22 protein-coding genes and 2 pseudogenes are annotated in these 19845 nt (G+C 71.9%); 15 read left to right on the top strand and 9 right to left on the bottom strand.

The window, feature by feature from the left end; translation table 11 throughout:
* Positions 1–3 precede the first annotated feature (3 nt).
* The gene (locus RLT59_RS16745) at positions 4–366 is read right to left on the bottom strand and encodes a DsrE family protein (RefSeq protein ID WP_073733068.1); all 363 of its coding nucleotides are present in this window, start codon (positions 364–366) and stop codon (positions 4–6) included.
* 339 nt (positions 367–705) lie between these two features.
* Here RLT59_RS16745 and RLT59_RS16740 point away from each other — a divergent pair, with 339 nt between their 5' ends.
* The 3 genes from RLT59_RS16740 to RLT59_RS16730 all read left to right on the top strand — a co-directional run bounded on the left by RLT59_RS16740 (position 706) and on the right by RLT59_RS16730 (position 2851).
* On the top strand, positions 706–1278 hold the full coding sequence (locus tag RLT59_RS16740) for a heme-binding beta-barrel domain-containing protein (protein ID WP_311304141.1): 573 nt from the start codon (positions 706–708) through the stop codon (positions 1276–1278).
* A gap of 67 nt (positions 1279–1345) precedes the next feature.
* Positions 1346–1858, top strand: coding sequence for a Fur family transcriptional regulator (locus RLT59_RS16735; protein WP_311304140.1), 513 nt, complete (start codon positions 1346–1348; stop codon positions 1856–1858).
* A gap of 24 nt (positions 1859–1882) precedes the next feature.
* Positions 1883–2851, top strand: a complete 969-nt coding sequence (locus RLT59_RS16730; RefSeq protein ID WP_311304139.1) for a CAF17-like 4Fe-4S cluster assembly/insertion protein YgfZ — start codon at positions 1883–1885, stop codon at positions 2849–2851.
* Positions 2852–2879: 28 nt separating this feature from the next.
* Here the strand turns inward: RLT59_RS16730 and dtd are convergent, their stop codons facing one another.
* Entirely contained in the window at positions 2880–3329 is a 450-nt protein-coding gene (dtd, locus tag RLT59_RS16725; protein ID WP_311304138.1) for a D-aminoacyl-tRNA deacylase, read from the bottom strand.
* 114 nt (positions 3330–3443) lie between these two features.
* On the opposite strand from dtd, the gene RLT59_RS16720 reads away from it, so the two are divergent.
* From RLT59_RS16720 to RLT59_RS16700, 5 genes are all read left to right on the top strand, one after another.
* Entirely contained in the window at positions 3444–4067 is a 624-nt protein-coding gene (locus RLT59_RS16720) for an RsiG family protein (RefSeq protein WP_311304137.1), read from the top strand.
* Positions 4068–4113: 46 nt separating this feature from the next.
* Positions 4114–5130 (top strand): asparaginase, encoded by a 1017-nt coding sequence (locus tag RLT59_RS16715; RefSeq protein ID WP_311304136.1) that lies wholly within the window; start codon positions 4114–4116, stop codon positions 5128–5130.
* An 82-nt stretch (positions 5131–5212) separates the two neighbouring features.
* Positions 5213–6466 (top strand): GNAT family N-acetyltransferase, encoded by a 1254-nt coding sequence (locus tag RLT59_RS16710; protein WP_311304135.1) that lies wholly within the window; start codon positions 5213–5215, stop codon positions 6464–6466.
* 78 nt (positions 6467–6544) lie between these two features.
* Positions 6545–6763 carry a hypothetical protein gene (locus tag RLT59_RS16705; protein WP_311304134.1) on the top strand — a complete coding sequence of 73 codons (219 nt, stop codon included), beginning with the start codon at positions 6545–6547 and terminating at the stop codon, positions 6761–6763.
* Entirely contained in the window at positions 6732–7394 is a 663-nt protein-coding gene (locus RLT59_RS16700) for an HAD family hydrolase (protein WP_311304133.1), read from the top strand. Before RLT59_RS16705 ends, RLT59_RS16700 begins: the two co-directional genes overlap by 32 nt.
* Here RLT59_RS16700 and RLT59_RS16695 read toward each other — a convergent pair.
* Positions 7375–8607 (bottom strand): helix-turn-helix domain-containing protein, encoded by a 1233-nt coding sequence (locus RLT59_RS16695; RefSeq protein WP_311304132.1) that lies wholly within the window; start codon positions 8605–8607, stop codon positions 7375–7377. The two genes, RLT59_RS16700 and RLT59_RS16695, sit on opposite strands and share 20 nt — an antisense overlap.
* Positions 8608–8794: 187 nt before the next feature.
* On the opposite strand from RLT59_RS16695, the gene RLT59_RS16690 reads away from it, so the two are divergent.
* Both RLT59_RS16690 and RLT59_RS16685 read left to right on the top strand, forming a co-directional pair.
* A complete protein-coding gene (locus RLT59_RS16690) occupies positions 8795–9184 on the top strand; it encodes a hypothetical protein (protein WP_311304131.1) in 390 nt (129 codons plus the stop codon).
* A complete protein-coding gene (locus RLT59_RS16685) occupies positions 9181–9444 on the top strand; it encodes a DUF7848 domain-containing protein (protein ID WP_311304130.1) in 264 nt (87 codons plus the stop codon). The genes RLT59_RS16690 and RLT59_RS16685 overlap by 4 nt, the downstream gene beginning before the upstream one ends.
* A 311-nt stretch (positions 9445–9755) precedes the next feature.
* Here RLT59_RS16685 and RLT59_RS16680 read toward each other — a convergent pair whose 3' ends face one another.
* On the bottom strand, positions 9756–10484 hold the full coding sequence (locus tag RLT59_RS16680; RefSeq protein WP_311304129.1) for an ABC transporter permease: 729 nt from the start codon (positions 10482–10484) through the stop codon (positions 9756–9758).
* A pseudogene (locus tag RLT59_RS16675) lies at positions 10477–11479 on the bottom strand (ATP-binding cassette domain-containing protein). Before RLT59_RS16675 ends, RLT59_RS16680 begins: the two are co-directional and overlap by 8 nt.
* 98 nt (positions 11480–11577) lie before the next feature.
* Here RLT59_RS16675 and RLT59_RS16670 point away from each other — a divergent pair.
* A complete protein-coding gene (locus RLT59_RS16670) occupies positions 11578–12387 on the top strand; it encodes a TetR/AcrR family transcriptional regulator (protein WP_311304128.1) in 810 nt (269 codons plus the stop codon).
* A gap of 19 nt (positions 12388–12406) precedes the next feature.
* A complete protein-coding gene (locus RLT59_RS16665) occupies positions 12407–13090 on the top strand; it encodes a TetR/AcrR family transcriptional regulator (protein WP_399125561.1) in 684 nt (227 codons plus the stop codon).
* On the opposite strand, the gene RLT59_RS16660 is transcribed toward RLT59_RS16665, so the two are convergent.
* The 3 genes from RLT59_RS16660 to RLT59_RS16650 all read right to left on the bottom strand — a co-directional run bounded on the left by RLT59_RS16660 (position 13087) and on the right by RLT59_RS16650 (position 15845).
* Positions 13087–13605, bottom strand: a complete 519-nt coding sequence (locus RLT59_RS16660) for a DUF2199 domain-containing protein (RefSeq protein ID WP_399125559.1) — start codon at positions 13603–13605, stop codon at positions 13087–13089. The genes RLT59_RS16665 and RLT59_RS16660 overlap by 4 nt on opposite strands.
* 66 nt (positions 13606–13671) lie before the next feature.
* Positions 13672–15225 (bottom strand): MFS transporter, encoded by a 1554-nt coding sequence (locus tag RLT59_RS16655; protein WP_311304126.1) that lies wholly within the window; start codon positions 15223–15225, stop codon positions 13672–13674.
* Between the two features lie 131 nt (positions 15226–15356).
* Positions 15357–15845, bottom strand: coding sequence for a MarR family winged helix-turn-helix transcriptional regulator (locus RLT59_RS16650; RefSeq protein ID WP_311304125.1), 489 nt, complete (start codon positions 15843–15845; stop codon positions 15357–15359).
* A 123-nt stretch (positions 15846–15968) separates the two neighbouring features.
* On the opposite strand from RLT59_RS16650, the gene RLT59_RS16645 reads away from it, so the two are divergent.
* Positions 15969–17084, top strand: coding sequence for a DUF4037 domain-containing protein (locus RLT59_RS16645; protein ID WP_311304124.1), 1116 nt, complete (start codon positions 15969–15971; stop codon positions 17082–17084).
* Positions 17085–17392: 308 nt separating this feature from the next.
* A complete protein-coding gene (locus RLT59_RS16640; RefSeq protein WP_311304123.1) occupies positions 17393–18460 on the top strand; it encodes an MFS transporter in 1068 nt (355 codons plus the stop codon).
* A gap of 68 nt (positions 18461–18528) precedes the next feature.
* Here the strand turns inward: RLT59_RS16640 and RLT59_RS16635 are convergent.
* Positions 18529–19416: pseudogene (locus tag RLT59_RS16635) on the bottom strand (NAD(P)-dependent oxidoreductase).
* 54 nt (positions 19417–19470) lie between these two features.
* Between RLT59_RS16635 and RLT59_RS16630 the strand changes: the two are divergent.
* Positions 19471–19821 (top strand): winged helix-turn-helix transcriptional regulator, encoded by a 351-nt coding sequence (locus tag RLT59_RS16630; RefSeq protein WP_311304122.1) that lies wholly within the window; start codon positions 19471–19473, stop codon positions 19819–19821.
* Positions 19822–19845 lie beyond the last annotated feature (24 nt).

The raw sequence follows: 19845 nt of genomic DNA, 5'->3' as shown, positions 1-19845 counted from the left end.
CCGTCAGTAGACGAGGGCCTGCACGCCGTCGGCCATGATCTCGCTGACGAAGACCTGGGCCCCGGCGATCCGTACCCCGTCCAGTACGTCCTGCTCGGTGATGTCGCGCCGGGCCGCGCACTGCGTGCAGAGCGTGATCAGGCCGCCCGCCTGGATCGACTCGATCAGATCCGGCAGCGGCGCCGCGTGAGGCAGTTCGAACTCGGCGGCCCGCCCCGGCAGGGCGAACCAGGCGGATTCCCCGGTCAGCCAGAGCGAGACCTCCACGCCGCTGGCGACGGCGACCGCCGCCACCGTGAACGCCTGCGAGCAGCGCTCGGCGGAGTCGGCACCTGCGGTCACCTTGATCACGAGCTTCTTCGGCATACGCGGAACTGTAATCCTCGGGCGTACGGCCCCGGCGGTGAGTGGCGGGTCGGTGCGGTACCAGCCGCTGGGCCGAGCCGCTCCGCGGCAAACCCCGAACCGACGGGCCGGGCCTCCACCCATTAGGCTGGGGCCCGGCCCGTACTGCTGCCATACCGCTCGTTCAAGGAGCTCCCGTGCTTGAGGCATTCTTCACCACCCTGCTGGTCCTGGTCTGTGTCGGCACCCTCGCCTTCGCCGGTCTGACCGTGAAGAAGCTGTACCAGGGTCAGCGCTGACCTCTCAGCTCCACGCGCGTCCTCCCCGTTCCGCCCGCCTCACAGATCGTCTGAGCCGCTCATGATCGAGATTCCGTCCGACCTCCACCCGGACCTCGTCCCGCTGGCCTTCCTCCTGGGCAACTGGGCGGGCGCGGGCGTGTCCGACTTCCCCGGTGCCGAGAAGTGCAACTTCGGCCAGGAAGTGACCTTCAGCCACGACGGCCGGGACTTCCTGGAGTACGTCTCGCACACCTGGGTGCTCGACGCCGAGGGCGAGAAGGTCCGGCCGCTGGAGTCCGAGTCCGGCTACTGGCGCATCGACAAGGACCGCAAGGTCGAGGTCGTGATGGTCCGCGACCAGGGCGTCATCGAGATCTGGTACGGCGAGCTGGCCCACCAGAAGCCGCAGATCGATCTGGTCACCGACGCGGTGGCCCGGACCGCGGCCTCCGGCCCGTACAACGGTGGCAAGCGGCTCTACGGCTATGTGAAGAGCGACCTGATGTGGGTCGGTGAGAAGTCCACGCCCGAGGTGGAGCTGCGCCCGTACATGTCGGCGCACCTCAAGAAGGTCGTCACCCCCGAAGACGTCGCCGCGATGGCGAAGAGCCTCGGGGACCTGCCGGACGACGGGATCGCGTTCTTCAAGTAGCCCCGGCCCGGCGGTCCGCCCTCCGATCTGCTGGGGGCGGCACCCGTACGGTCCTACACTGGGGCCTGTGGTGAGCACCGACTGGAAGACCGATCTTCGGCAGCGTGGCTACCGGCTGACGCCGCAGCGGCAGCTTGTCCTGGAAGCCGTGGACGTGCTGGAGCACGCGACGCCCGACGACATCCTCTCCGAGGTCCGCCGGACGGCCTCCGGCGTGAACATCTCGACCGTCTACCGGACCCTGGAGCTCCTGGAGGAGCTCGGCCTGGTCAGCCACGCCCACCTGGGCCACGGGGCACCGACGTACCACCTGGCCGACCGCCATCACCACATCCACCTCGTCTGCCGGGACTGCGGAGACGTCATCGAGGCCGATGTCGCGGTCGTCGCGGAGTTCACCGAGAAGCTGCGGGGCACGTTCGGGTTCGAGACGGACATGAAGCACTTCGCGATCTTCGGCCGATGCGCGGACTGCTCGGGCTCCGCGGACTGCTCGGGCTCCGCGGGCTCTGCGGGCTCCGCGCCGAAGGCGGCCGAGCGGCCCGCGGATCCGGCCGAGCGGTCTGCGGGTCCGGCCTGAGGGCCCGAGTCGTACGCTGGTCGCATGAAGAGCCCCCTGCTGTCCCTGCCCGGTGCCGTCCCCGCCGAGGGCTGCGACGAAGGTGTCGCCGCGCACTACGGTGACCTGTTCCGCGAGCAGCGTGCCCTCGCTGACGGCTCCGGCCTCGTCGACCTCTCGCACCGCGGGGTGGTCACCGTCACCGGGAGCGACCGGCTGGCCTGGCTGCACCTGCTGATCACCCAGCACGTCACCGACCTCGCGCCCGGCCAGGCCACCGATTCCCTGATCCTCACGGCGAACGGGCACATCGAGCACGCCATGTATCTCGTCGACGACGGCGAGACCGTGTGGATGCACGTCGAGCCGGGCACCCAGGGCGAGCTGATCGCCTATCTGGAGTCGATGAAGTTCTTCTACCGCGTCGAGGTCGCCGACCGTACCGAGGACTTTGCGGTCGTGTACCTGCCGGCCGGTTCCATCGCCCCGGCGCCGGAGGGCAGCGCCGTACGCGAGACGCCGTACGGCCGCGACCTGTTCCTGCCGCGCGCCGGTCTGGAGGCGTACGCGGCGGAGCACGGGCCGGCCGCCGGGGTGCTGGCCTACGAGGCGCTGCGCGTCGAGGGCCACCGCCCGCGCCTCGGCTTCGAGACCGACCACCGCACCATCCCGCACGAGCTGGGCCTGATCGGCAGCGCCGTCCACCTCCAGAAGGGCTGCTACCGGGGCCAGGAGACCGTGGCCCGGGTGCAGAACCTGGGCAAGCCGCCCCGCCGACTGGTCTTCCTGCACCTGGACGGCAGCGAGGTGCTGCTCCCCGGGCACGGCACCCCGGTCCGGCTCGCCTCCGACGGCTCGGAGGGCCGTCAGCTCGGCTTCATCACCAGCTCCGCCCGCCACCACGAGCTGGGGCCGATCGCCCTGGCCCTGGTGAAGCGGAACGTGCCGGTGGACGCGGAGCTGCTGGCGGGGGAGAACACGGCCGCCGCCCAGGAGACGGTCGTCGAGCCTTAGGGGTCGAGCCTTGGGGGGGTGTCCCGCGTCAGACCTCGACGACGAGGGTGAACGGGCCGTGGTTGGTGAGCGAGACCCGCATGTCCGCCCCGAACCGGCCCGTCTCCACCTGCGCCCCCAGCGCCCGCAGCCGCGCCACCACCTCGTCGACCAGCGGCTCGGCGGTGGAGCCGGGCGCGGCGGCGTTCCAGGTGGGCCGGCGGCCCTTGCGGGCGTCCCCGTAGAGAGTGAACTGCGAAATCACCAGAAGCGGCGCATTCACGTCGGAGCAGGACTTCTCGCCCCCCAGGATGCGGACCGACCAGAGCTTCCGGGCGAGCTGTGCCGCCTTCTCCGGGGTGTCCCCGTGGGTGACTCCGACCAGCACACACAGGCCCTCGCCGATGATTTCACCGACCACCGCGGGGCCGCTGCCCTCGCCGTCGGCGTCGGCCACTGTGACGGTCGCACCGTCCACCCTCTGTACCACTGCACGCATACAGACCAACCTATCTTGGGCTGAACGGGTACAGAGCACCTCCACCGGCACCCTCGGAGTGGCACGATGCACGGAGACGGTGCGCCGACGCACCGGTCGAGGGGATGGACAAGCATGAGCACCCATGGAACCGGGCAGTCCCCGGGTACCGTGCCGGTCACGCGTGCCGGCGTCAACAGCAGTGCGGGTACGAGCACGAGCACCATGCGCCCACCTGTGCAGCGGACCGGACAGGGCTCCGACGACGGTCCGGCCGCGCCCCCGCCCGAACTGGGCGCCCTGCGACTGCCGGAGCTGCGCACCCTGCGCCGCGACTCGCAGAGCGACGAGGCCGACCTGAGCTATGTGCGGCGGCTGGTCCAGGGACGCGTGGACATCCTGCGGGCCGAGCTGGCCCGGCGCCGGGACCCCGAGTCGCCGGTGGTGGACCGGCTCTCCGAGATCCTCGCGGACGCCCCGTCGCTGCACCGCTCCTCGGCCCGGCACGTCACGCTGAGCACCCCGCGCAGCGACGAGTACCGGCAGCTGGCGGCCGAGACGCTCGCGGAGGTCGAGCTGTCCGACCTCGACGCCCGTACGGACGAAGAGCTGCACACCGCGATGGGCCGCCTGGTCCGCTACGAGCAGCAGGTGTCCCGGCGCCGCCACCGGCTCCAGCGCACCGCGGACGACTGCAGCGCGGAGATCGCCCGCAGGTACCGTGACGGGGAAGCACAAGTAGACGACCTGCTCGCCTGAGGCAACCCCTCCGGGGGCGGGTCCCGCCCGTCCCCGGAAGGCCAACATGACCTCCAGCGCAGCCCCGTCCGCCGGTTCCGCCGATTCCGACGCCATACCCGGGCCGGTATCCGGGCCGGTGCCCGCACCACCGGTGCTGGCCGAGATCGTGCGGTCCGGTTTCATCGAGGGCCACCACCGCGGATCACTGGTCGTCCTGGCCGCCGACGGCAGCGTCGAGCTGACCATGGGCGATCCGGCGGCGCCGGTCTTCCCGCGCTCCTCGAACAAGCCGATGCAGGCCGCGGCGGTGCTGCGGGCCGGGCTCGACCTGTCGGGGGAGCGGCTGGCGCTCGCCGCCGCGAGCCACTCGGGCGAGGGCTTCCACCTCGATCTCGTACGCACGATGCTCACCGAGCACGGGCTGTCGCCCGACGACCTCCAGACCCCGCCTGACCTGCCGCTGGACCCGGTCGAGGCGGAGGCGTACCTCGCCGCGGGCCACGTCCGGGAGCGGATCACCATGAACTGCTCGGGCAAGCACGCGGCGATGCTCGCGGTGTGCCTGCGCAACGGCTGGGACCCGGCCGGCTATCTCGACCCGGCGCACCCGCTCCAGCAACTCGTGCTCCAGGTGGTCGAGGAGGCGGCGGGCGAACCGGTCGCCTCTGTCGGTACGGACGGCTGCGGGGCGCCGCTGATGGCGATCTCGCTGGTGGGCCTCGCGCGGGCGTTCCGTACGTTCGTCACGGCGACCCCGGGTACGGCGGAGCGCCGGGTGGCGGACGCGATGCGGGCGCACCCGGAGTACGTGGCGGGCACCCGCCGCCCCGACACCTGGCTGATGCGCGAGCTGCCCGGCACGCTGTCCAAGATGGGCGCGGAGGCGGTCCAGGCGGTGGCCCTCGCGGACGGCAGGGCGCTGGCCTTCAAGATCGACGACGGTTCGACCCGGGCGCTGGGTCCGGTGCTGGCCCGCGCGCTCGGCCTGCTCGGGGTGGACGCCCCGGTGGTGTCGCGGATCGGCCGGGCACCGCTGCTGGGCGGCGCCGCGGAGGTGGGCGAGATCCGAGCGGCGTTCTGAGCCCGTTCCGGCCCCCCTGCCCCGCCCCGCGCACCGGGAAAAGCGGGCGACATCCCGAACGGCGGTGTCTAGCGTGGAGCGTATGAACAGCCTTGAGGCCCGTACCGTCACCGAGTCCGAGTTCGCCGACTGGCTGCGCGCCTTGAACACCGGATTCCTGCGCGCGCCGACCCCCTCGGACGAGGAGGTGGCCGGAAGGCTGCCCCATATGGATCTGGCCCGCGTCCAGGGGGTGTTCGACGCCGGGCGGTGCGTGGCGACGTTCCGTTCGTTCGCGCAGGAGCTGACGGTCGTCGGGGGTGCGACGGTGCCCACCGACGCGGTCACCAACGTCACCGTGACGCCCACCCACCGCCGCCGCGGGCTGCTCTCCCGGCTGATGGCGAAGGACCTGGCGGCGGCCAGGGAGCGCGGCGACGTGGCCGCGACCCTGATCGCCGCCGAGTACCCGATCTACGGGCGGTACGGCTTCGGCCCCGCGGCCTGGACCACCGAGTGGGAGATCGACATACCCCGGGCGGGCCTCGACCCCCGACTGTCCGGGACGTCGGCAGCGGACGGCGGCCGGATCGACCTGGTGGACGCGCCGGAGGTGCGCAAGCTGGGCCCTGCCCTCCACGACCGGCTGCGGGCCCGGCAGCACGGGGTGGTGAGCCGTAACGACCGCTGGTGGGACCTGACGACCGGCGAGGTGCTCTTCCCGAACGACCACTGGACCGAGCCGTTCTACGCCGTCCACCGCGACGCCGAAGGCACCGTGGACGGTCTCCTCGTCTACCGCGCCGACGACCACTGGGGCGATGCCAAGCAGCCACTGAACCGGGCGACGGTGCGCAGCATGATCGCGACGACCCCGGCGGCGGAGCGGGCGCTGTGGCACTTCCTCTGCTCGGTCGACTGGGTCACCACGATCCGCACCGGCAACCGCGCCCCCGACGACCTCCTCCCGCTGCTCCTCCCGGACCCGCGCGCGGCCCGTGTGGTGACGCAAGCGGACTTCCTGTGGGTGCGCCTCCTGGACGTCGTACGCGCGCTGGAGGCCCGTACCTACGCGGTCCCCGGCTCCCTGGTCCTGGACGTCCACGACGCCACCGGCCTCACCGCCGGCCGCTTCCACCTGGACGCCTCGCCGTCCGGCGCCACCTGCGCCCCTACCACGCGCACCGCGGATCTCGCGCTGGACGTGCGGGAGCTGGGGACGCTCTACCTGGGCGACGAGTCGGCCCTGCGGCTGGCGGCCCTGGACCGGATCGAGGAACTGACCCCGGGCGCGGCGGCGCTGGCGGACGTGGTCCTCCGGGCGGGACGGCGGGCCTGGTGCCCGGATGTGTTCTAGTGCCTGCGACCGCGTGGGGCGCGGCAGTTGCCGGGAAACCGGCGTGACGGGCCGTGCCCGCCGGGGGAGGCTCGCGGCATGCGCGATCGTGTAGACGCCTCCGCAGGCCTGGTGCTGCGGAGCTGGCAGGCCGAGGACGCCCCGGCGGTGCTGGCCGCGTTCGCGGATCCGCTCATGCGGAGCCAGTCCAGCGAGGCGGTCGACTCGGGCGCGTTCGCTGCCCCGCCCTCGCCAGGACGGCAATGCGCCTACGGAGGATCGGTCCATGATTCGCGCGGTCGTATTCGACGTCGGTGAGTGCCTGGTGGATGAGACCCGCGAGTACGGCACTTGGGCCGACTGGCTCGGCGTCCCGCGGCACACGTTCGCTTCGATGTTCGGGGCTGTGGTCGCCCAGGGCCGTGACTACAGGGACGTGTTCCAGGAGTTCCGGCCCGGCTTCGACCTGTACGAGCAGCGGCAGGCGCGTGCCGATGCCGGTCAGCCCGAGCACTTCGACGAGACCGACCTCTACGACGATGTCCGCCCTGCCCTGGCGCGGCTACGGGCCGACGCGCTGTGGCTCGGTATCGCGGGCAACCGGACCGTTCGGGCCGGTGCAATCCTCCGCTCCCTGTTCGCGGATGACGTCGATCTGATCGGAACCTCGGACGACTGGGGGGCGTCGAAGCCTGATCCCGAGTTCTTCGTCCAGGTTGCCGCCGTGGTCCCGTACGAGCCCCGGGAGATCCTTTACGTCGGAGACCGCGTGGACAACGATCTGCGCCCTGCCGTCGCCGCGGGTATGCACACGGCGCTCATCCACCGGGGGCCCTGGGGGACCATCCAGTGGAATACCGCGGAGGCCCGCGAGCTGCCGACGTTCCGCATCGAGCCGTTGGCACAACTGCCTGGCGCCATCGGCAAGTTCAACGAGCGAGCGCACTGACGGTCGTCGACCACCCGTACAGGTGCTCGTCCAGGTCACGTACGCACTGCTCATGCTGGTGCGGGGCCAAGGTGCGCCGCACCTCGCGAATGCGATCCATGCCCATGGCGTACCAGGTGATCCCGAGTTGGTCGAGCGCCTGACGCGCATACGCGCAAGCCTGCTCCGGGTTTCCTGCGGCAGCCTCCACGGCAGCCAAGTCGCCGTAAACCACGGTGCGCTGTTTGTCTTCTGTGGCCGGCATGTCTTCCAGGACACTCAGGAGAGTCGTCCGGGCCTGGGGCAAATGACCGGCCACCAGCTGGGTGTTGCCCTTGAATGCCGCCAATCGCGCGCCGGAGAACCAGTCCATCCAGGGGGGACTCGTGTGCCCGGTGCCATGGCGCAGGACATCCTCGGCGTGGCCGATCAGGTGGAGGGCCGTCCGGATGTTCCCGCATCGGGTCTCGCACTCGGCCTCGACTGCGTCCAGCCATGCCAGGAACTCGGTTGAAGCCGGCCCGCGGCGGGCATACGTGCGGGCGGCGACCATGCGTTCCGCTGCGGCCTCTCGCTCACTGTCCCAGGCCGGGATGAACGCTGAATGAGCGAGGATCGCAGCACCGAGCAGGGGGTCGTCCGCCTGCCCGGCGGCTTGCAGGGCGAGCAGAAGAGTCCGGCCCGCATGTTCTGAGTCGCGCAGGTCGAAGAACTCGATCCGTCCGGCCAGCAGGTACGACTCGGCGAGTGCTGCGGCGACGGATCGGCGGGTCTGCCCAGTTGTCTCCGTGAGCAGGGCGCAGCCGAGAGCGGCATGGGCGACTGCCGCAGGGTGCAGCGTCGCGGGGGTAACTGACCAGTACAGACGTCGGTGAGACCGGGTCACGGCTTCGAAGTCGGCGGCCACTGACGCGGGCTGGATCGCGGCGGTGGTCTGCACCGGAATCGCTGCGAGGCCGGCTGCGGCGACAGCCGTCCCTGCCGTCGTCCGGCGCAGTGTGTGCGGCCGGTCGCGTCCGGCAGGGGGAGTGAATCCGAGCGATTCCAGGTCTTGTCCGAGCAGGTCGGTAAGAGCCTGCTGGAGTTCCGGGTGCGGCCACGGCGGGTTCTCGGACTCCCAGCGCCGGACCTGCCGGACGCCGACTCCGAGAGCGGTGGCCAGTTCCTGCTGTGAGCGGTAGCCAGCGGCGTGCCGGGCCGACCTCAGTCGGACATTGCTTGCGGACTGCGACATGGTGGGCCTCCATTGATGCAACTCAAGTCAGTTTCACAGCAGGCCCTTTCCAAGGCCAGCGATCATCCGTTCCGTGGCCTGAAAGCCCTCTTCGGTTGCAAGGAAAGTCCCTTGGAAGCCCTCGAATGGTGAGCCTATGAGGGCCAGGCTTGGGGCACTGTCCATACGGTGCCCCAAGGAGCCGCCCATGCCCAGTCCCAGGATCGGCACAGTCAGCAGCTGTCGCAGCGAAGAAGCGGGGCGTACCGGAGACGCGGTTCGCGTGCCCCGCAGTATCGGTCTCGACGCCTTGGCCATCCTCGGCAGCCGGTCCGGTGCCGTCCTTGATGACCCGCTCTCGGCCTCGCTGTACTGGTTCATCCCGCAGGGTGCGTCCGTCGAGTGGAATGTCCCGAACACCAGGACTCTGGAGCAGAAAGCGCACCTTGCCATCCCGCCTGTCCGTCGCACGGAAGGGCCAGGCTTTTACTGGCGGGTTTGTCCGGGTGAAGGAGCCTGGGTCACGGAACCGGCTGCGTTACGTGCGGCGCTGCTGGACGCATTCGGACCGGCTCTTGCCACGGAGGAAGCGGAATGAGCACCCGATCGGTGATTCACTTCGCGGACTGGGCGATCACCGTGGACCGTACCCCTGGCGCCTCGGGCCCCGTGTACGAGGTGGAGTGCACCACCTGCCGGGAGGCGTCCGACGCCGACGAGCGGCCGAGGCCGCCCGAGGACTGGGCGCTGCGTCATACCGGACGCAACCCTGACCATCGCGGATACCGCGCGGTGATCACGTCGTTCCTCCGTGTTGCTCCCGCCCCGGGCAACCCGCTCCACCGGGAGGCGCCATGACGGAGGTGCCCGCGATCCCCGGCCCTGGGGGCAGGGGATCGGGTGCGGTCGTGATCTGCGTCGACTGCGACCAGGTGATCACCGGCGCGTACGTGGTGGTCGCGTACGGCGATTCGATGTCAGCGGCCCGACAGGACTCGTACGCCGTCCACCGCGAACCCCGGAGTGCCTGCCCCGCACCCGGAAGCGGCTGGCGTTCCGGCGGAAGTTCGACGACAGCCACGACCTCGGCCGACGTCGACACTGACGTCGACGCCGGCGCTGTGCTCCCGCTCGGGGGGCTCGCCGAGCGTCTGTGGGCGGCCCCGTGGTCACCGAGTCCGCACCCTGAACAGCACGCCCGAAAGGACCACGGCCGTCAGCAGGATCCCGGCGGCCCAGGTCAGCGCGATCCAGGGGGAGTTGCCCACCGGCTGGTCCAGCAGGAGGCCGCGCAGGGACTCGATGGCCGGGGTGACGGGCTGGTGCTCGGCGAAGCCGTGGAGCCAGGCCGGCATGGAGTCGACCGGGACGAAGGCGCTGCTCGGGTAGGGCAGGAACAGCATAAGGAAGGTGAATCCGCCGGCCGCCTCCGGGGTTCTGGCGAGCAGGCCGATCGCGGCCGACAGCCAGGAGAGCGCGACGAGGTACGCGATCAGGACGGCGAGGGCGAGGAGCCAGCCGGTGGCGGTGGCTGTGGGGCGGAAGCCGATCAGGAGGGCGATGCCCAGGACCAGGGCGGTGGAGACCAGGCTGCGGGCCGTGCTCGCTCCGACGTGACCGGCCAGGATCGCCGCACCGCCGATGTCGAGGGTGCGGAAGCGGTCGATGATGCCGCCCTTCATGTCCTCGCTGACGGCCACCGCGGTGGTGGCGGCGCCGAAGCCGGCGCACAGCAGCAGCACACCGGGGACGACGTAGGTGACGTACGCGGTGTGCGGGATTCCGGTGTCGATCGCGCCGCCGAAGAAGTAGACGAAGATCAGCATCAGCATGACCGGCAGCATCAGCGAGGTCAGGGGCGCGTGCGGCGGGGCGGTGGTGGTGAGGGCTTCAGACATGGGCGGGCGGTGCCTCCTTCGGGTCCGTCGCGGCCTCCGGGTCCGTCCTCGGGTCCGTCGCGGTCAGGGCCAGGAAGACGTCGTCGAGCGTGGTGCTGTGCACGGTGAACCGCTCGACCGCCGTGCGGCCCGGGTCGATCTCGTCGAGCAGCGCTCGTATCTGGGCCGCCGAGCCGTCCGATGGTGAGGGTCGCGGGGGAGTGGTGCACGGCGCGGTGGGTGAGCCGGAGGTAGCTCGCGCGGTCGGCCATGACCAGGTCGAGGCGGTGTCCGCCGACGCGTGACTTCAGGGAGTCCGCCGTGCCCTCTGCGGCCTTCCGGCCCCGGTCGAGGACGGCGATCCGGTCGGCCAGCCGGTCGGCCTCCTCCAGGTACTGGGTGGTGAGCAGCACCGTGGCGCCCTCGGCGGCGAGTTCGCGGACCACCTGCCAGAGCTCCTGGCGGCTGCGCGGGTCGAGGCCGGTCGTCGGCTCGTCCAGGAAGAAGACCTCCGGCTGCGGGCTGCCGACCAGGCCGGCCGCCAGGTCGCGCCGGCGCCGCATGCCGCCGGAGTACGTGCGGACGGTGCGGCGGGCCGCCGCGGTGAGGTCGAAGCGTTCGAGGAGTTCGGCGGCCCGGTGGCGCGCGTCCGCCCGGGAGCGGCCGGTGAGCCTGGCCATCATGCGCAGGTTCTCCTCGCCGGTCTGCGTCTCGTCGACGGCGGCGTTCTGCCCGGTGAGGCTGATCGCGCGGCGGACCCGGCCGCGCTCGGCCACGACGTCGTACCCGGCGACGCGGGCCGTGCCGCTGTCGGCGGTGGTGAGCGTGGCCAGGATGCGTACGGCGGTGGTCTTGCCCGCACCGTTCGGGCCGAGGAGTGCGAAGACGGTGGCGCGCTCGACGCGCAGGTCGATGCCGTCCAGGACGGGCGGTGCGCACGCTCCGTACGACTTCGTCAGGCCGTGGGCCTCGATCATGGCCGCCGGGGCTGGTGGTGTCCGTGTGGTTGGTGGCATGGGTGCGCCTCTCCGCGCGCTCTCTGCGTATGGCGTACGCGTTACTGTGTAAGGGTTACGCATAACTAGGATGGCCGTCAAGGGAAGGCGGTTTTCAGGTGACGGAAGAGAACGGTCAGCCGGGCGGTACGGGCCTGCCGGCCAGCATCGAGGCCGCCTGGGGGCTGCGGGCGCGTCCGGTGAAGGGGCCCAAGCCCGGACTGAGCCTGGCGCGCATCGTGGACGCGGCGGTGGCGGTGGCGGCGTCCGAGGGGCTCGGCGGGGTGTCCATGGGGCGGGTCGCCAAGGACCTGGGCGCCTCGACGATGTCCCTCTACCGGTACGTGGCCGCCAAGGACGAGCTCTACGTGCTGATGCAGGAGGCGGCCATGGGCCCGCCGCCCCCGCTGCCCGCCCTGGAGGAAGGGGCCGGCTGGCGGGAGGCGCTTTCCCAGTGGGCCTGGGCGCAGCGCGGGGTCTACCACCGCAACCTCTGGATGCTCCGCATCCCCATCGCCGGACCGCCCGCGAGCCCGCACTCCGTCGCCTGGTGGGAGCAGGGCCTCCAGGCCCTCGAAGGCAGCGGTCTGGGGCCGGGCGACGCCGTCTCCGTCATCCTTCTGGTCAGCGGTTTCGTACGGAACGAGGCACTGCTGATGGGCGATCTGGACGCCGCCGTGGAGGCGCGCGGCGTACCGGCGCGGGAGGTCATGGAGGGCTACGCCCGTACGCTGACCCGGCTCGTCGACCCCGAACGCCACCCCGCGCTCTCCCGGCTGATGGCCACCGACGTGATGTGGGTCCCGGACGAGCCCGACTACGAGTTCCGGTTCGGCATCGAACGGGTGCTGGACGGGGTCGAGGCGCTGATCCGCGAGCGGCGGCGGGAGCGGGAGCGGGATGCGGCGGTGGACGTCAAGTCCGGTTGAGGTCGAGGGCGTACGCTGCATGGTCATGAGCGGAGAGAAGCCCAGGTCCGGCGCGGTGGCGGACGAGGACGCGCCCCGTGGGCCGAACGCGCCGATGAGCCTGCGCGAGCGGAAGAAGCAGCTGACGTACCAGGCCGTGTCCGACGCCGCGATCGCCATGTTCCTGGAGCGCGGCTTCGACAAGGTCTCGGTGGCGGAGGTCGCGGCCGCGGCGGACATCTCCAAGCCGACGCTGTTCCGGTACTTCCCGTCCAAGGAGGACCTGGCCCTGCACCGGTTCGCCGATCACGAGGACGAGTCGGCCCGGGTGGTCGCCGCCCGCGCGGACGGTGAATCCCCGCTCGACGCGCTGCGGCGGCACTTCCTGGAGGGCCTGGAGCGGCGCGACCCGGTCACCGGCCTGTGCGACGTGCCCGAGGTGCTGGCGTTCCACCGGCTGCTGTACGGGACCCCGTCCCTGGTGGCCAGGCTCTACGCGTACCAGGGCCGCTCGGAGGCGGCGCTCGCCCGCGCTCTGGGCAACGCGGTGCCGGACCGGCTGGCGGCGGGCCAGATCATCGCGGTCCTGCGCATCCTGGCCCTGGACAACTGGCGCCGGATCAGCGCGGGGCAGAGCGCGGACGAGGTGTACACGGACGCGGTCGAGGCGGCGGAGCTGGGGTTCGTACAGCTGCGGTCGGGGCTGGGACCGGGCACGCGTTAGGGTCTGTCCTCGGCGTGCTGCACCGCTTCGGCTATCTCCCGTACCCGGTCGAACGTGATTCCGTTCCGCTGCTCCACCGCCAGCGGATGGTCGGTGGGCTCCAGTTCGATGAGCGGGCGCCGGCCGATCTCGCGGGTGTGCGCGTTGGTCCTGAGGTTGGTCGTACGGGGGGAGTAGAGCCCCAGCTCGGTGGTCAGCCAGCCGAAGTACGGCTTCTCCGACTCCCGGCCCGGCGTCTCCCACACGTCGAGGGCGCGGCCGAAGTTCTCCCGGCTCAGTGAGACCCAGACGCCCCAGGAGAACGGCTCCCGGCTGCCCGCCACGGGTATCTCGATCAGGCCCTTGATGAAGTAGTGCTCGTGTCTGACGATGCACTGATCCGTCGAGAGCATGCTGTCGGGATCGCTCTCCAGGCTCGCGTCCCAGACGTCGGGTGCCATGGTCGAGTACCCCATCGGGAGTTCCGAGTGGTGTCCGCCGCAGCGGGAGCAGGTGTAGCCGGGGTCGGGTGCCATGGGCGGGATCCTATGGCCGGAAGGGGCACCGGGGCCCACCCGCTTGTCCGGCGCCCGCCGAGACGGCTACGCGGACCGGACCGCGTCGGTGGCTTCGACGGCTTCGGCGGCCCCGGCTCGGTGAGCCGTTCCGTGCTCCGGCCGGTCTGAGCGGGTGGGTGCGCCGGGGCGGCTGCGCCCGAGGACCGTGAGTGCGACGAGGAAGGCGGCCGTGAGGAGCCCGCCGCCGACCGCGAACGCCAGGTGGTAGCCGCCGGTCAGCGCCTCGGCCCGGCCGCTGCCCTCGGAGAGCAGCGTGTCGGTGCGGGAGGCCGCCAGGGTGGAGAGGACGGCGACGCCCGTCGCCATGCCGATCTGCTGGGTGGTGTTGAACAGCCCGGACACGAGCCCGGCGTCCTCCTCGCCCGCCCCCGACATGCCGAGCGCGGTGAGCGCCGGGAGGGCGAGGCCGAAGCCCGCGGCGAGGAACATCAGCGGAAGCAGGTCGGTGGCGTAGTGCCCGTGGGCGGGGAGCCGGGTGAGCATGCCGAGCAGGGCGATCAGCAGGGCGAGCCCCAGGAGCAGGACGTTGCGCTCACCGAACCGCGCGCTCAGCCGGGCCGAGACGCCGAGTGACACGGCTCCGATGACGGCGGCGGCGGGCAGCATCGCGAGACCGGTGGTGGCGGCCCCGTGGCCGAGCACCCGCTGGAGGTACAGCGCGACCAGGATCTGGAACGAGAACAGCGCGGCCACCATGAGCATCTGGATCAGATTGGCGCCGGCGACGTTCCGCGACCGCAGGACGCGCAGCGGCAGCAGTGGCGTCCTGGCCGTGGCCTGCCGGACGAGGAACCCGGCGAGCAGGGCGAGGGCGAGCGCGCCGAGGCCGAGCGTGTGCGCCGACAGCCACCCGTACGTCCCGGCCTCGACGACCGAGTAGATGCCCAGCATCACCCCGGAGGTGACCAGGGCGGCACCGATGACGTCGGCCCCGGCGCGCAGGCCGGGACCCCGGTCGGCGGGCAGCACGCGCACCGCGACGAGGAGTGCCGCGACCCCGACCGGCAGGTTGATGAGGAAGATCCAGTGCCAGCCGACGGCGTCGGTGAGGACCCCGCCGAGCACCTGCCCGATCGACGCGCCCGCCGCTCCGGTGAAGCTGAACACCGCGATGGCCCTGGTGCGTTCACGGCTCTCGGTGAACAGCGTGACGAGAATGCCCAGGCCGACCGCGGAGGCCATGGCGCTGCCCGTGCCCTGGAGGAACCGGGCGGTGATCAGCAGCGCGGGGGAGCCGGCCGCGCCCGCCAGTACCGAGGAGGCGGTGAAGACGGCGGTGCCGGTCAGGAACATCCGCCTGCGGCCGATGAGGTCACCGAGCCGGCCGGCGAGCAGCAGCAGTCCGCCGAAGGCGATCAGGTAGGCGTTCACGACCCAGCTGAGGCCGGCGGGTGAGAACCCGAGGTCGTTCTGGATGGCGGGCATGGCGACGGTCACGATCGAGCCGTCGAGCACGGTCATCAGCAGGCCGGTGGCGATCACGCCGAGGGCGAGCCGGCGTGAACGGGCGGTGGCCGGTGGGGTGGTGGGAGCGCTGGGAGCGGTGGCGGGCGTGCGGGCAGGCGAAGGCACGGACATCGGACTCTCCTGTCGGTCGGGTCGACAAGAGAGACGCTAACAGATGGTTTTGTTGCAGACTATTTCTTTCGGTTCTGTTTTCCGTGGATATCGTGGGCGCCGTGGAACTCGCGAATTGGGGGTGGGTCGGGTTACTTCTGGCTCTGGCGGGCGCGGCGGGCCGTCGCCGGGGTCTCGGCCGGGGTGGCGAGGCGGTCGCCCGTCAGCCGTTCCAGGGCGCGCAGCAGCGTCTGCCGGTCGCCGCGGTCCAGCCCGGCCAGGGCGTGCGCGTGCACCCGGTCCACGATGTCCTGGCTCCTCGCGGCGACCTCGGCGCCCTTCTCGGTGACGGCGATGATCCGCGCCCGGCGGTCCCGGCTGGAGGGCCGGCGCTCGGCGAGGCCGGCGCTCTCCAGGGCGTCCACCGTCACCACCATCGTGGTCTTGTCCATGTCGCCGATTTCGGCGAGCTGGATCTGGGTGCGCTCCTCCTCCAGGGCGTGGACCAGGACGCAGTGCATCCGTGCCGTGAGCCCGATCTCGGCGAGCGCCGCCGACATCTGGGTCCGCAGGACGTGGCTGGTGTGGTCGAGGAGGTAGGAGAGGTCCGGTTCGGTGCGCGTGGGCGCCATGGCGGTCATGTCCGCCAGGGTAACAATTCGGTCTGTGGCGGATTGTCCGCAAGCGGACTGTCCCTGCGCGGCTGCCGCCGGCCCGGGGTAATTTCGCTGGCCGATCCGTTTCCGTCCCCGCAGAGTGTCCGTATGACGCCCACCGAAGCCGCCTTCCTGCCGGGTCTGGAGCTCTCCCGGATCCTTTACGAGGAGGCGGTACGGCCGGTCCTGTACGCCGCCTTCCCCGGACTGCCGTACGCCGCCGCGCGGATCGGGCCGGGCTCCGAGGTGCTCGGCTTCGACACGGCCCGCTCCGCCGACCACGACTGGGGCCCGCGGCTGGACCTCTTCCTCACGGCGGACGACGTCGCGGCACACGGCGACACGATCAGACGGCTCCTGGCGGACCGGCTGCCCAAGGAGATCCGCGGCTGGCCCACCCACTTCCGCCCCGCCGACGATCCGCTCGACCCGGTCGGGCACATGGCGGCGACCGACGGACCGGTCAACCACCGCGCGGCCGCCCACGACATCGCCGGCTGGCTGACCCGGGAGGCCGGCTTCGACGCGACGGCCGCCGGACCGTCCGTACGGGACTGGCTCGCGATGCCTCAGCAGCGGCTCGCCGGGATCACCGGCGGCGCGGTGTTCCACGACGGCCGCGGACTCCTCACCACCGCACGGCGGCGGCTGGCCCGGTACCCCGAACAGGTGTGGCGGTACCTGCTGGCCTGCCAGTGGCAGCGGATCTCCCAGGAGGAGGCGTTCGTCGGGCGCTGCGCCGAGGTCGGTGACGAACTCGGCTCCGCCGTGGTCGCGGCCCGGCAGGTGCGCGACCTCATGCGCCTCAGCCTGCTCCTGGAGCGGCGGTACGCGTCGTACAGCAAATGGCTCGGCAGTACCTTCGCCCAACTGGACTCGGCCGAGGGGATGTTGCCGTCCCTGCGCGGCGCACTGGCCGCGACCGGCCACCCGGACCGGGAACGGCATCTCTGCGACGCGTACCGGGCCGTCGCGATCCGCCGGAACGAGAGCGGCCTCGTCGACCCGGTGGACCCGTCCCCGCGCCCGTACCACGGCAGGCCGTTCCTCGTCCTGCACGCCGAACGCTTCGTCCGCCCGCTCGCCGCCTCGGTCACGGACCCGGAGCTGCGCGGCCGACCGCTGACCGGCTCCGTGGACCAATGGGCGGACAGTACGGACCTGTTGACGGGGGCGGACGGGGAGGCGCTCCGGGCGGCGGAGGCGGCCGCGGCCCGCGGGTGAGGGCGCCGTCCCCTCGACGCCTTCGCTCGGCGGCACGAAAAGGAGTGGCAGGCCGTGGCGTCGCGCACATAGCTTTGGCGCCCGTGACCCATGATCCCAAAGCGCCGCGTGACGGGTTGACAGATGTGCTCCGTACCCGGTCAACTGCCCTCCCGGTGACGGGCGGAGACCGATGACGGAGCGGGCTCCGGTGAAGCCGGGGACCGTCGTCGAGGAGCGCCTGTTCTCCCGGGCGTACGCGGCCGCGACCGTCAGTTTCGCCGCCGTGATGTTCCTCCGGGCGCTTCCTGGACGGGGTGGCGGCCGGGATGATCGCGGTGGCCATCAACACCGCCATCGCCCACGCCTACCCGGACCGGCTGCGGGCGCGCGCCCTGGCGTTGATGAGTACCTGCTGGATCATCCCGTCGCTGACCGGTCCGCCGCTGGCCGGGCTGGTGGCCGACCGGTGGTCCTGGCGGGTGGTGTTCTACGGCCTCGCCGCCCTGACCGTGATCCCGTCGCTGGTCGTGGTGTTCCTGCTGCGGAGCCGCTCCCTGCGGGCGGCGCCCGCCGACCGGGTGCCCGAGGCGTCGGCGGAGCGGGTGCCGCGCCCCGCGCTGCTGGTCGCCGCCGCGGTGAGCGTGGGCGCGGCGCTGGGGCAGTACGCCGTCTCGGGCTGGGATGTGCGCCATCTGCTGTTCGGGGTGGCGGGTGTGGCGCTGCTGGTGGTCTTCACGCCCCGGCTGCTGCCGCCGGGCACCTGGCGCGCAGCGCGCGGGCTGCCCGCCGCCGTGCTGCTGCGCGGTCTGACGTCGGGGGCGTACTTCACTCTGGAGGCCTTCGTGCCGCTGCTGCTGGACACCGCCCGGCACGTGCCGCCGGTGCTGACGGGGCTGGCGTTCACCGGCGCCGCCATCGCCTGGGCGGGCGCCTCCTGGCTGCAGGGGCGGCTCCAGGGGCGGGTGTCCCGGCACCGCCTGGTCTCCGCCGGTTCGCTGGTGATGGGCGCGGCGGTCGTGATCGCGGCGGCCGGGACGCTTCCCGGTACGCCCGCGCTCACCGCCGCCGGGGCCGTGGTGTTCGCGGCCATCGGCATGGGCATGGTCGCCCCGTCCCTCACCCTGCTCTCGCTCACCCACAGCCCGCCGGGCCGGCAGGGGTACGCGAGCAGCGCGATGCAGACCAGCCAGAACCTGGGCCAGATGGCGGTCATGGGGGCCTCCTCCGCCCTGTTCAACCTCTTCCTGGGCATCGGCTCCGCCGACCTGGCCGGGTACGCCGCCGCCTTCGGCCTGCTGCTCGTACCGAGCACCTTGGCGGCGGCCCTCGCGGTCCGCGCCCGCGCCGCCAGCGCCAGCGCCAGCGCCAGCGCCAACGGCAACGGCAACGGCTGAGCAGGCCGGGCCCCCGCCCGTTTGCCCGGCCCGGACTCCGCCCGTGGGCCCGGCCGGGACTCCGCCCCTCAGGCCCGGCCGAGGAGCTCCGCGATCCGGACGAAGCCGTCGGCGCCGTGTCCGTCGGCGATGGCCCGCCGCGCCAGTTCCCCGGCCGCCCGCATCACGCCCGCGTCGATGCCGTGGGCCTCGGAGGCGTGGGCGATATGGGTCATGGAGGATGCCGCCGAGGTGAGGGGATTGTCGTCGCCGGAGAAGTCCCCGTCGTCCAGCGCCCCCGCGTACTGCTCGAAGAGCGGGGGCAGGATGGCGCCGATTCCCTGGGCGAACGGGGCCAGTTCGCGGGCGGTGATCCCTTCCGCCCGTGCCACCGCCAGGGCGTGGGCGAAGCCGGTCATGGCGGTCCAGAAGATGTCCAGCAGCGCGATGTCGTACGCGGCCGCCCGGCCGGTCTCCTCGCTCAGATGGGTATGGGTGCCGCCCAGCGCCTCCAGTACCGGCCGGTGCTCCCGGTAGACCTCTGCCGGGCCGCTGTGGAGGAACACGGCGGCCGGGGTCCCGATGGTCGTGGTCGGTGTCATGATCGCGCCGTCCAGGTAGCGCACACCGTGCGCGGCGGCCCACCGCGCGGTGGACCGGGCCCGCTCCGGGGTGTCGGCGCTCAGGTTCACGACCGTGCGGCCTTTGGCCGCGGCCGTGACCGTAACGCTCCGCAGGACGGCGTCGGCCGCGTCGTAGTTCACGACGCACACCACGGTCAGCGGGCTCGCGGCGACCGCCTCCCCGGCCGAGGGGGCGCCGGCCGCGCCGCGTTCGAGCATCTCCCGGTCCCGGCCCGGTGTCCGGTTTCAGACCGTGGTCCGCAGACCCGCGTCCAGGAACGCACGGGCCAGGCAACGGCCCATCGCCCCCAGGCCGAGCACGGTGACGGCAGACTGTCCGGAGGATGTGGGCATGGTTCAACTCCATGGAAAATCAAGAACGTTGATGAAAGCGGTGGAAGGGCCGAGATGACGCGCAGCCGTGCGAAGGACCCGAATGTCTGCGGAGTGACGGCCGCGATCGCGGTGATCGACGGCAATTGGAAGACCGTCCTGCTCTGGCTGCTGGAGTCGGGGCCGTGCCGCCCGGGGGAGCTGCGGCGACAGCTGCCGGGGCTCAGCGAGAAGGTGCTGACGCAGGCGCTGCGCGAGATGGCGGACGACGGACTCGTGCACCGGGAGGTGTACGACGAACTGCCGCTCAGGACCGAGTACTCCCTGACCCCGTTCGGGCGGGCACTCTCCGAGGCGCTGGCGCCGCTGTCCGACTGGGGACACCGCCGCCTGGACCGGCTGACCGGTTCCGCCCCGGCGACCTGACCGGGCTCACCCCCTCCATTCCCG

Source organism: Streptomyces sp. ITFR-6 (assembly GCF_031844725.1).
In the GTDB taxonomy this organism is placed as follows: Bacteria; Actinomycetota; Actinomycetes; order Streptomycetales; family Streptomycetaceae; genus Streptomyces.
Note: the sequence above shows the minus strand (reverse complement) of the source record. Positions and strands in the feature narration are given on the sequence as shown.

Coding starts and splice junctions, on each gene's coding strand:
- RLT59_RS16720 (WP_311304137.1), top strand. CDS start 3,444: ATGAGCACCCATGGAACCGGGCAGTCCCCGGGTACCGTGCCGGTCACG.
- RLT59_RS16665 (WP_399125561.1), top strand. CDS start 12,407: ATGGTCATGAGCGGAGAGAAGCCCAGGTCCGGCGCGGTGGCGGACGAG.
- dtd (WP_311304138.1), bottom strand. CDS start 3,329: ATGCGTGCAGTGGTACAGAGGGTGGACGGTGCGACCGTCACAGTGGCC.
- RLT59_RS16645 (WP_311304124.1), top strand. CDS start 15,969: ATGACGCCCACCGAAGCCGCCTTCCTGCCGGGTCTGGAGCTCTCCCGG.
- RLT59_RS16715 (WP_311304136.1), top strand. CDS start 4,114: ATGACCTCCAGCGCAGCCCCGTCCGCCGGTTCCGCCGATTCCGACGCC.
- RLT59_RS16630 (WP_311304122.1), top strand. CDS start 19,471: ATGACGCGCAGCCGTGCGAAGGACCCGAATGTCTGCGGAGTGACGGCC.
- RLT59_RS16705 (WP_311304134.1), top strand. CDS start 6,545: ATGCGCGATCGTGTAGACGCCTCCGCAGGCCTGGTGCTGCGGAGCTGG.
- RLT59_RS16700 (WP_311304133.1), top strand. CDS start 6,732: ATGATTCGCGCGGTCGTATTCGACGTCGGTGAGTGCCTGGTGGATGAG.
- RLT59_RS16640 (WP_311304123.1), top strand. CDS start 17,393: ATGATCGCGGTGGCCATCAACACCGCCATCGCCCACGCCTACCCGGAC.
- RLT59_RS16650 (WP_311304125.1), bottom strand. CDS start 15,845: ATGACCGCCATGGCGCCCACGCGCACCGAACCGGACCTCTCCTACCTC.
- RLT59_RS16680 (WP_311304129.1), bottom strand. CDS start 10,484: ATGTCTGAAGCCCTCACCACCACCGCCCCGCCGCACGCGCCCCTGACC.
- RLT59_RS16695 (WP_311304132.1), bottom strand. CDS start 8,607: ATGTCGCAGTCCGCAAGCAATGTCCGACTGAGGTCGGCCCGGCACGCC.
- RLT59_RS16655 (WP_311304126.1), bottom strand. CDS start 15,225: ATGTCCGTGCCTTCGCCTGCCCGCACGCCCGCCACCGCTCCCAGCGCT.
- RLT59_RS16740 (WP_311304141.1), top strand. CDS start 706: ATGATCGAGATTCCGTCCGACCTCCACCCGGACCTCGTCCCGCTGGCC.
- RLT59_RS16730 (WP_311304139.1), top strand. CDS start 1,883: ATGAAGAGCCCCCTGCTGTCCCTGCCCGGTGCCGTCCCCGCCGAGGGC.
- RLT59_RS16745 (WP_073733068.1), bottom strand. CDS start 366: ATGCCGAAGAAGCTCGTGATCAAGGTGACCGCAGGTGCCGACTCCGCC.
- RLT59_RS16710 (WP_311304135.1), top strand. CDS start 5,213: ATGAACAGCCTTGAGGCCCGTACCGTCACCGAGTCCGAGTTCGCCGAC.
- RLT59_RS16690 (WP_311304131.1), top strand. CDS start 8,795: ATGCCCAGTCCCAGGATCGGCACAGTCAGCAGCTGTCGCAGCGAAGAA.
- RLT59_RS16660 (WP_399125559.1), bottom strand. CDS start 13,605: ATGGCACCCGACCCCGGCTACACCTGCTCCCGCTGCGGCGGACACCAC.
- RLT59_RS16685 (WP_311304130.1), top strand. CDS start 9,181: ATGAGCACCCGATCGGTGATTCACTTCGCGGACTGGGCGATCACCGTG.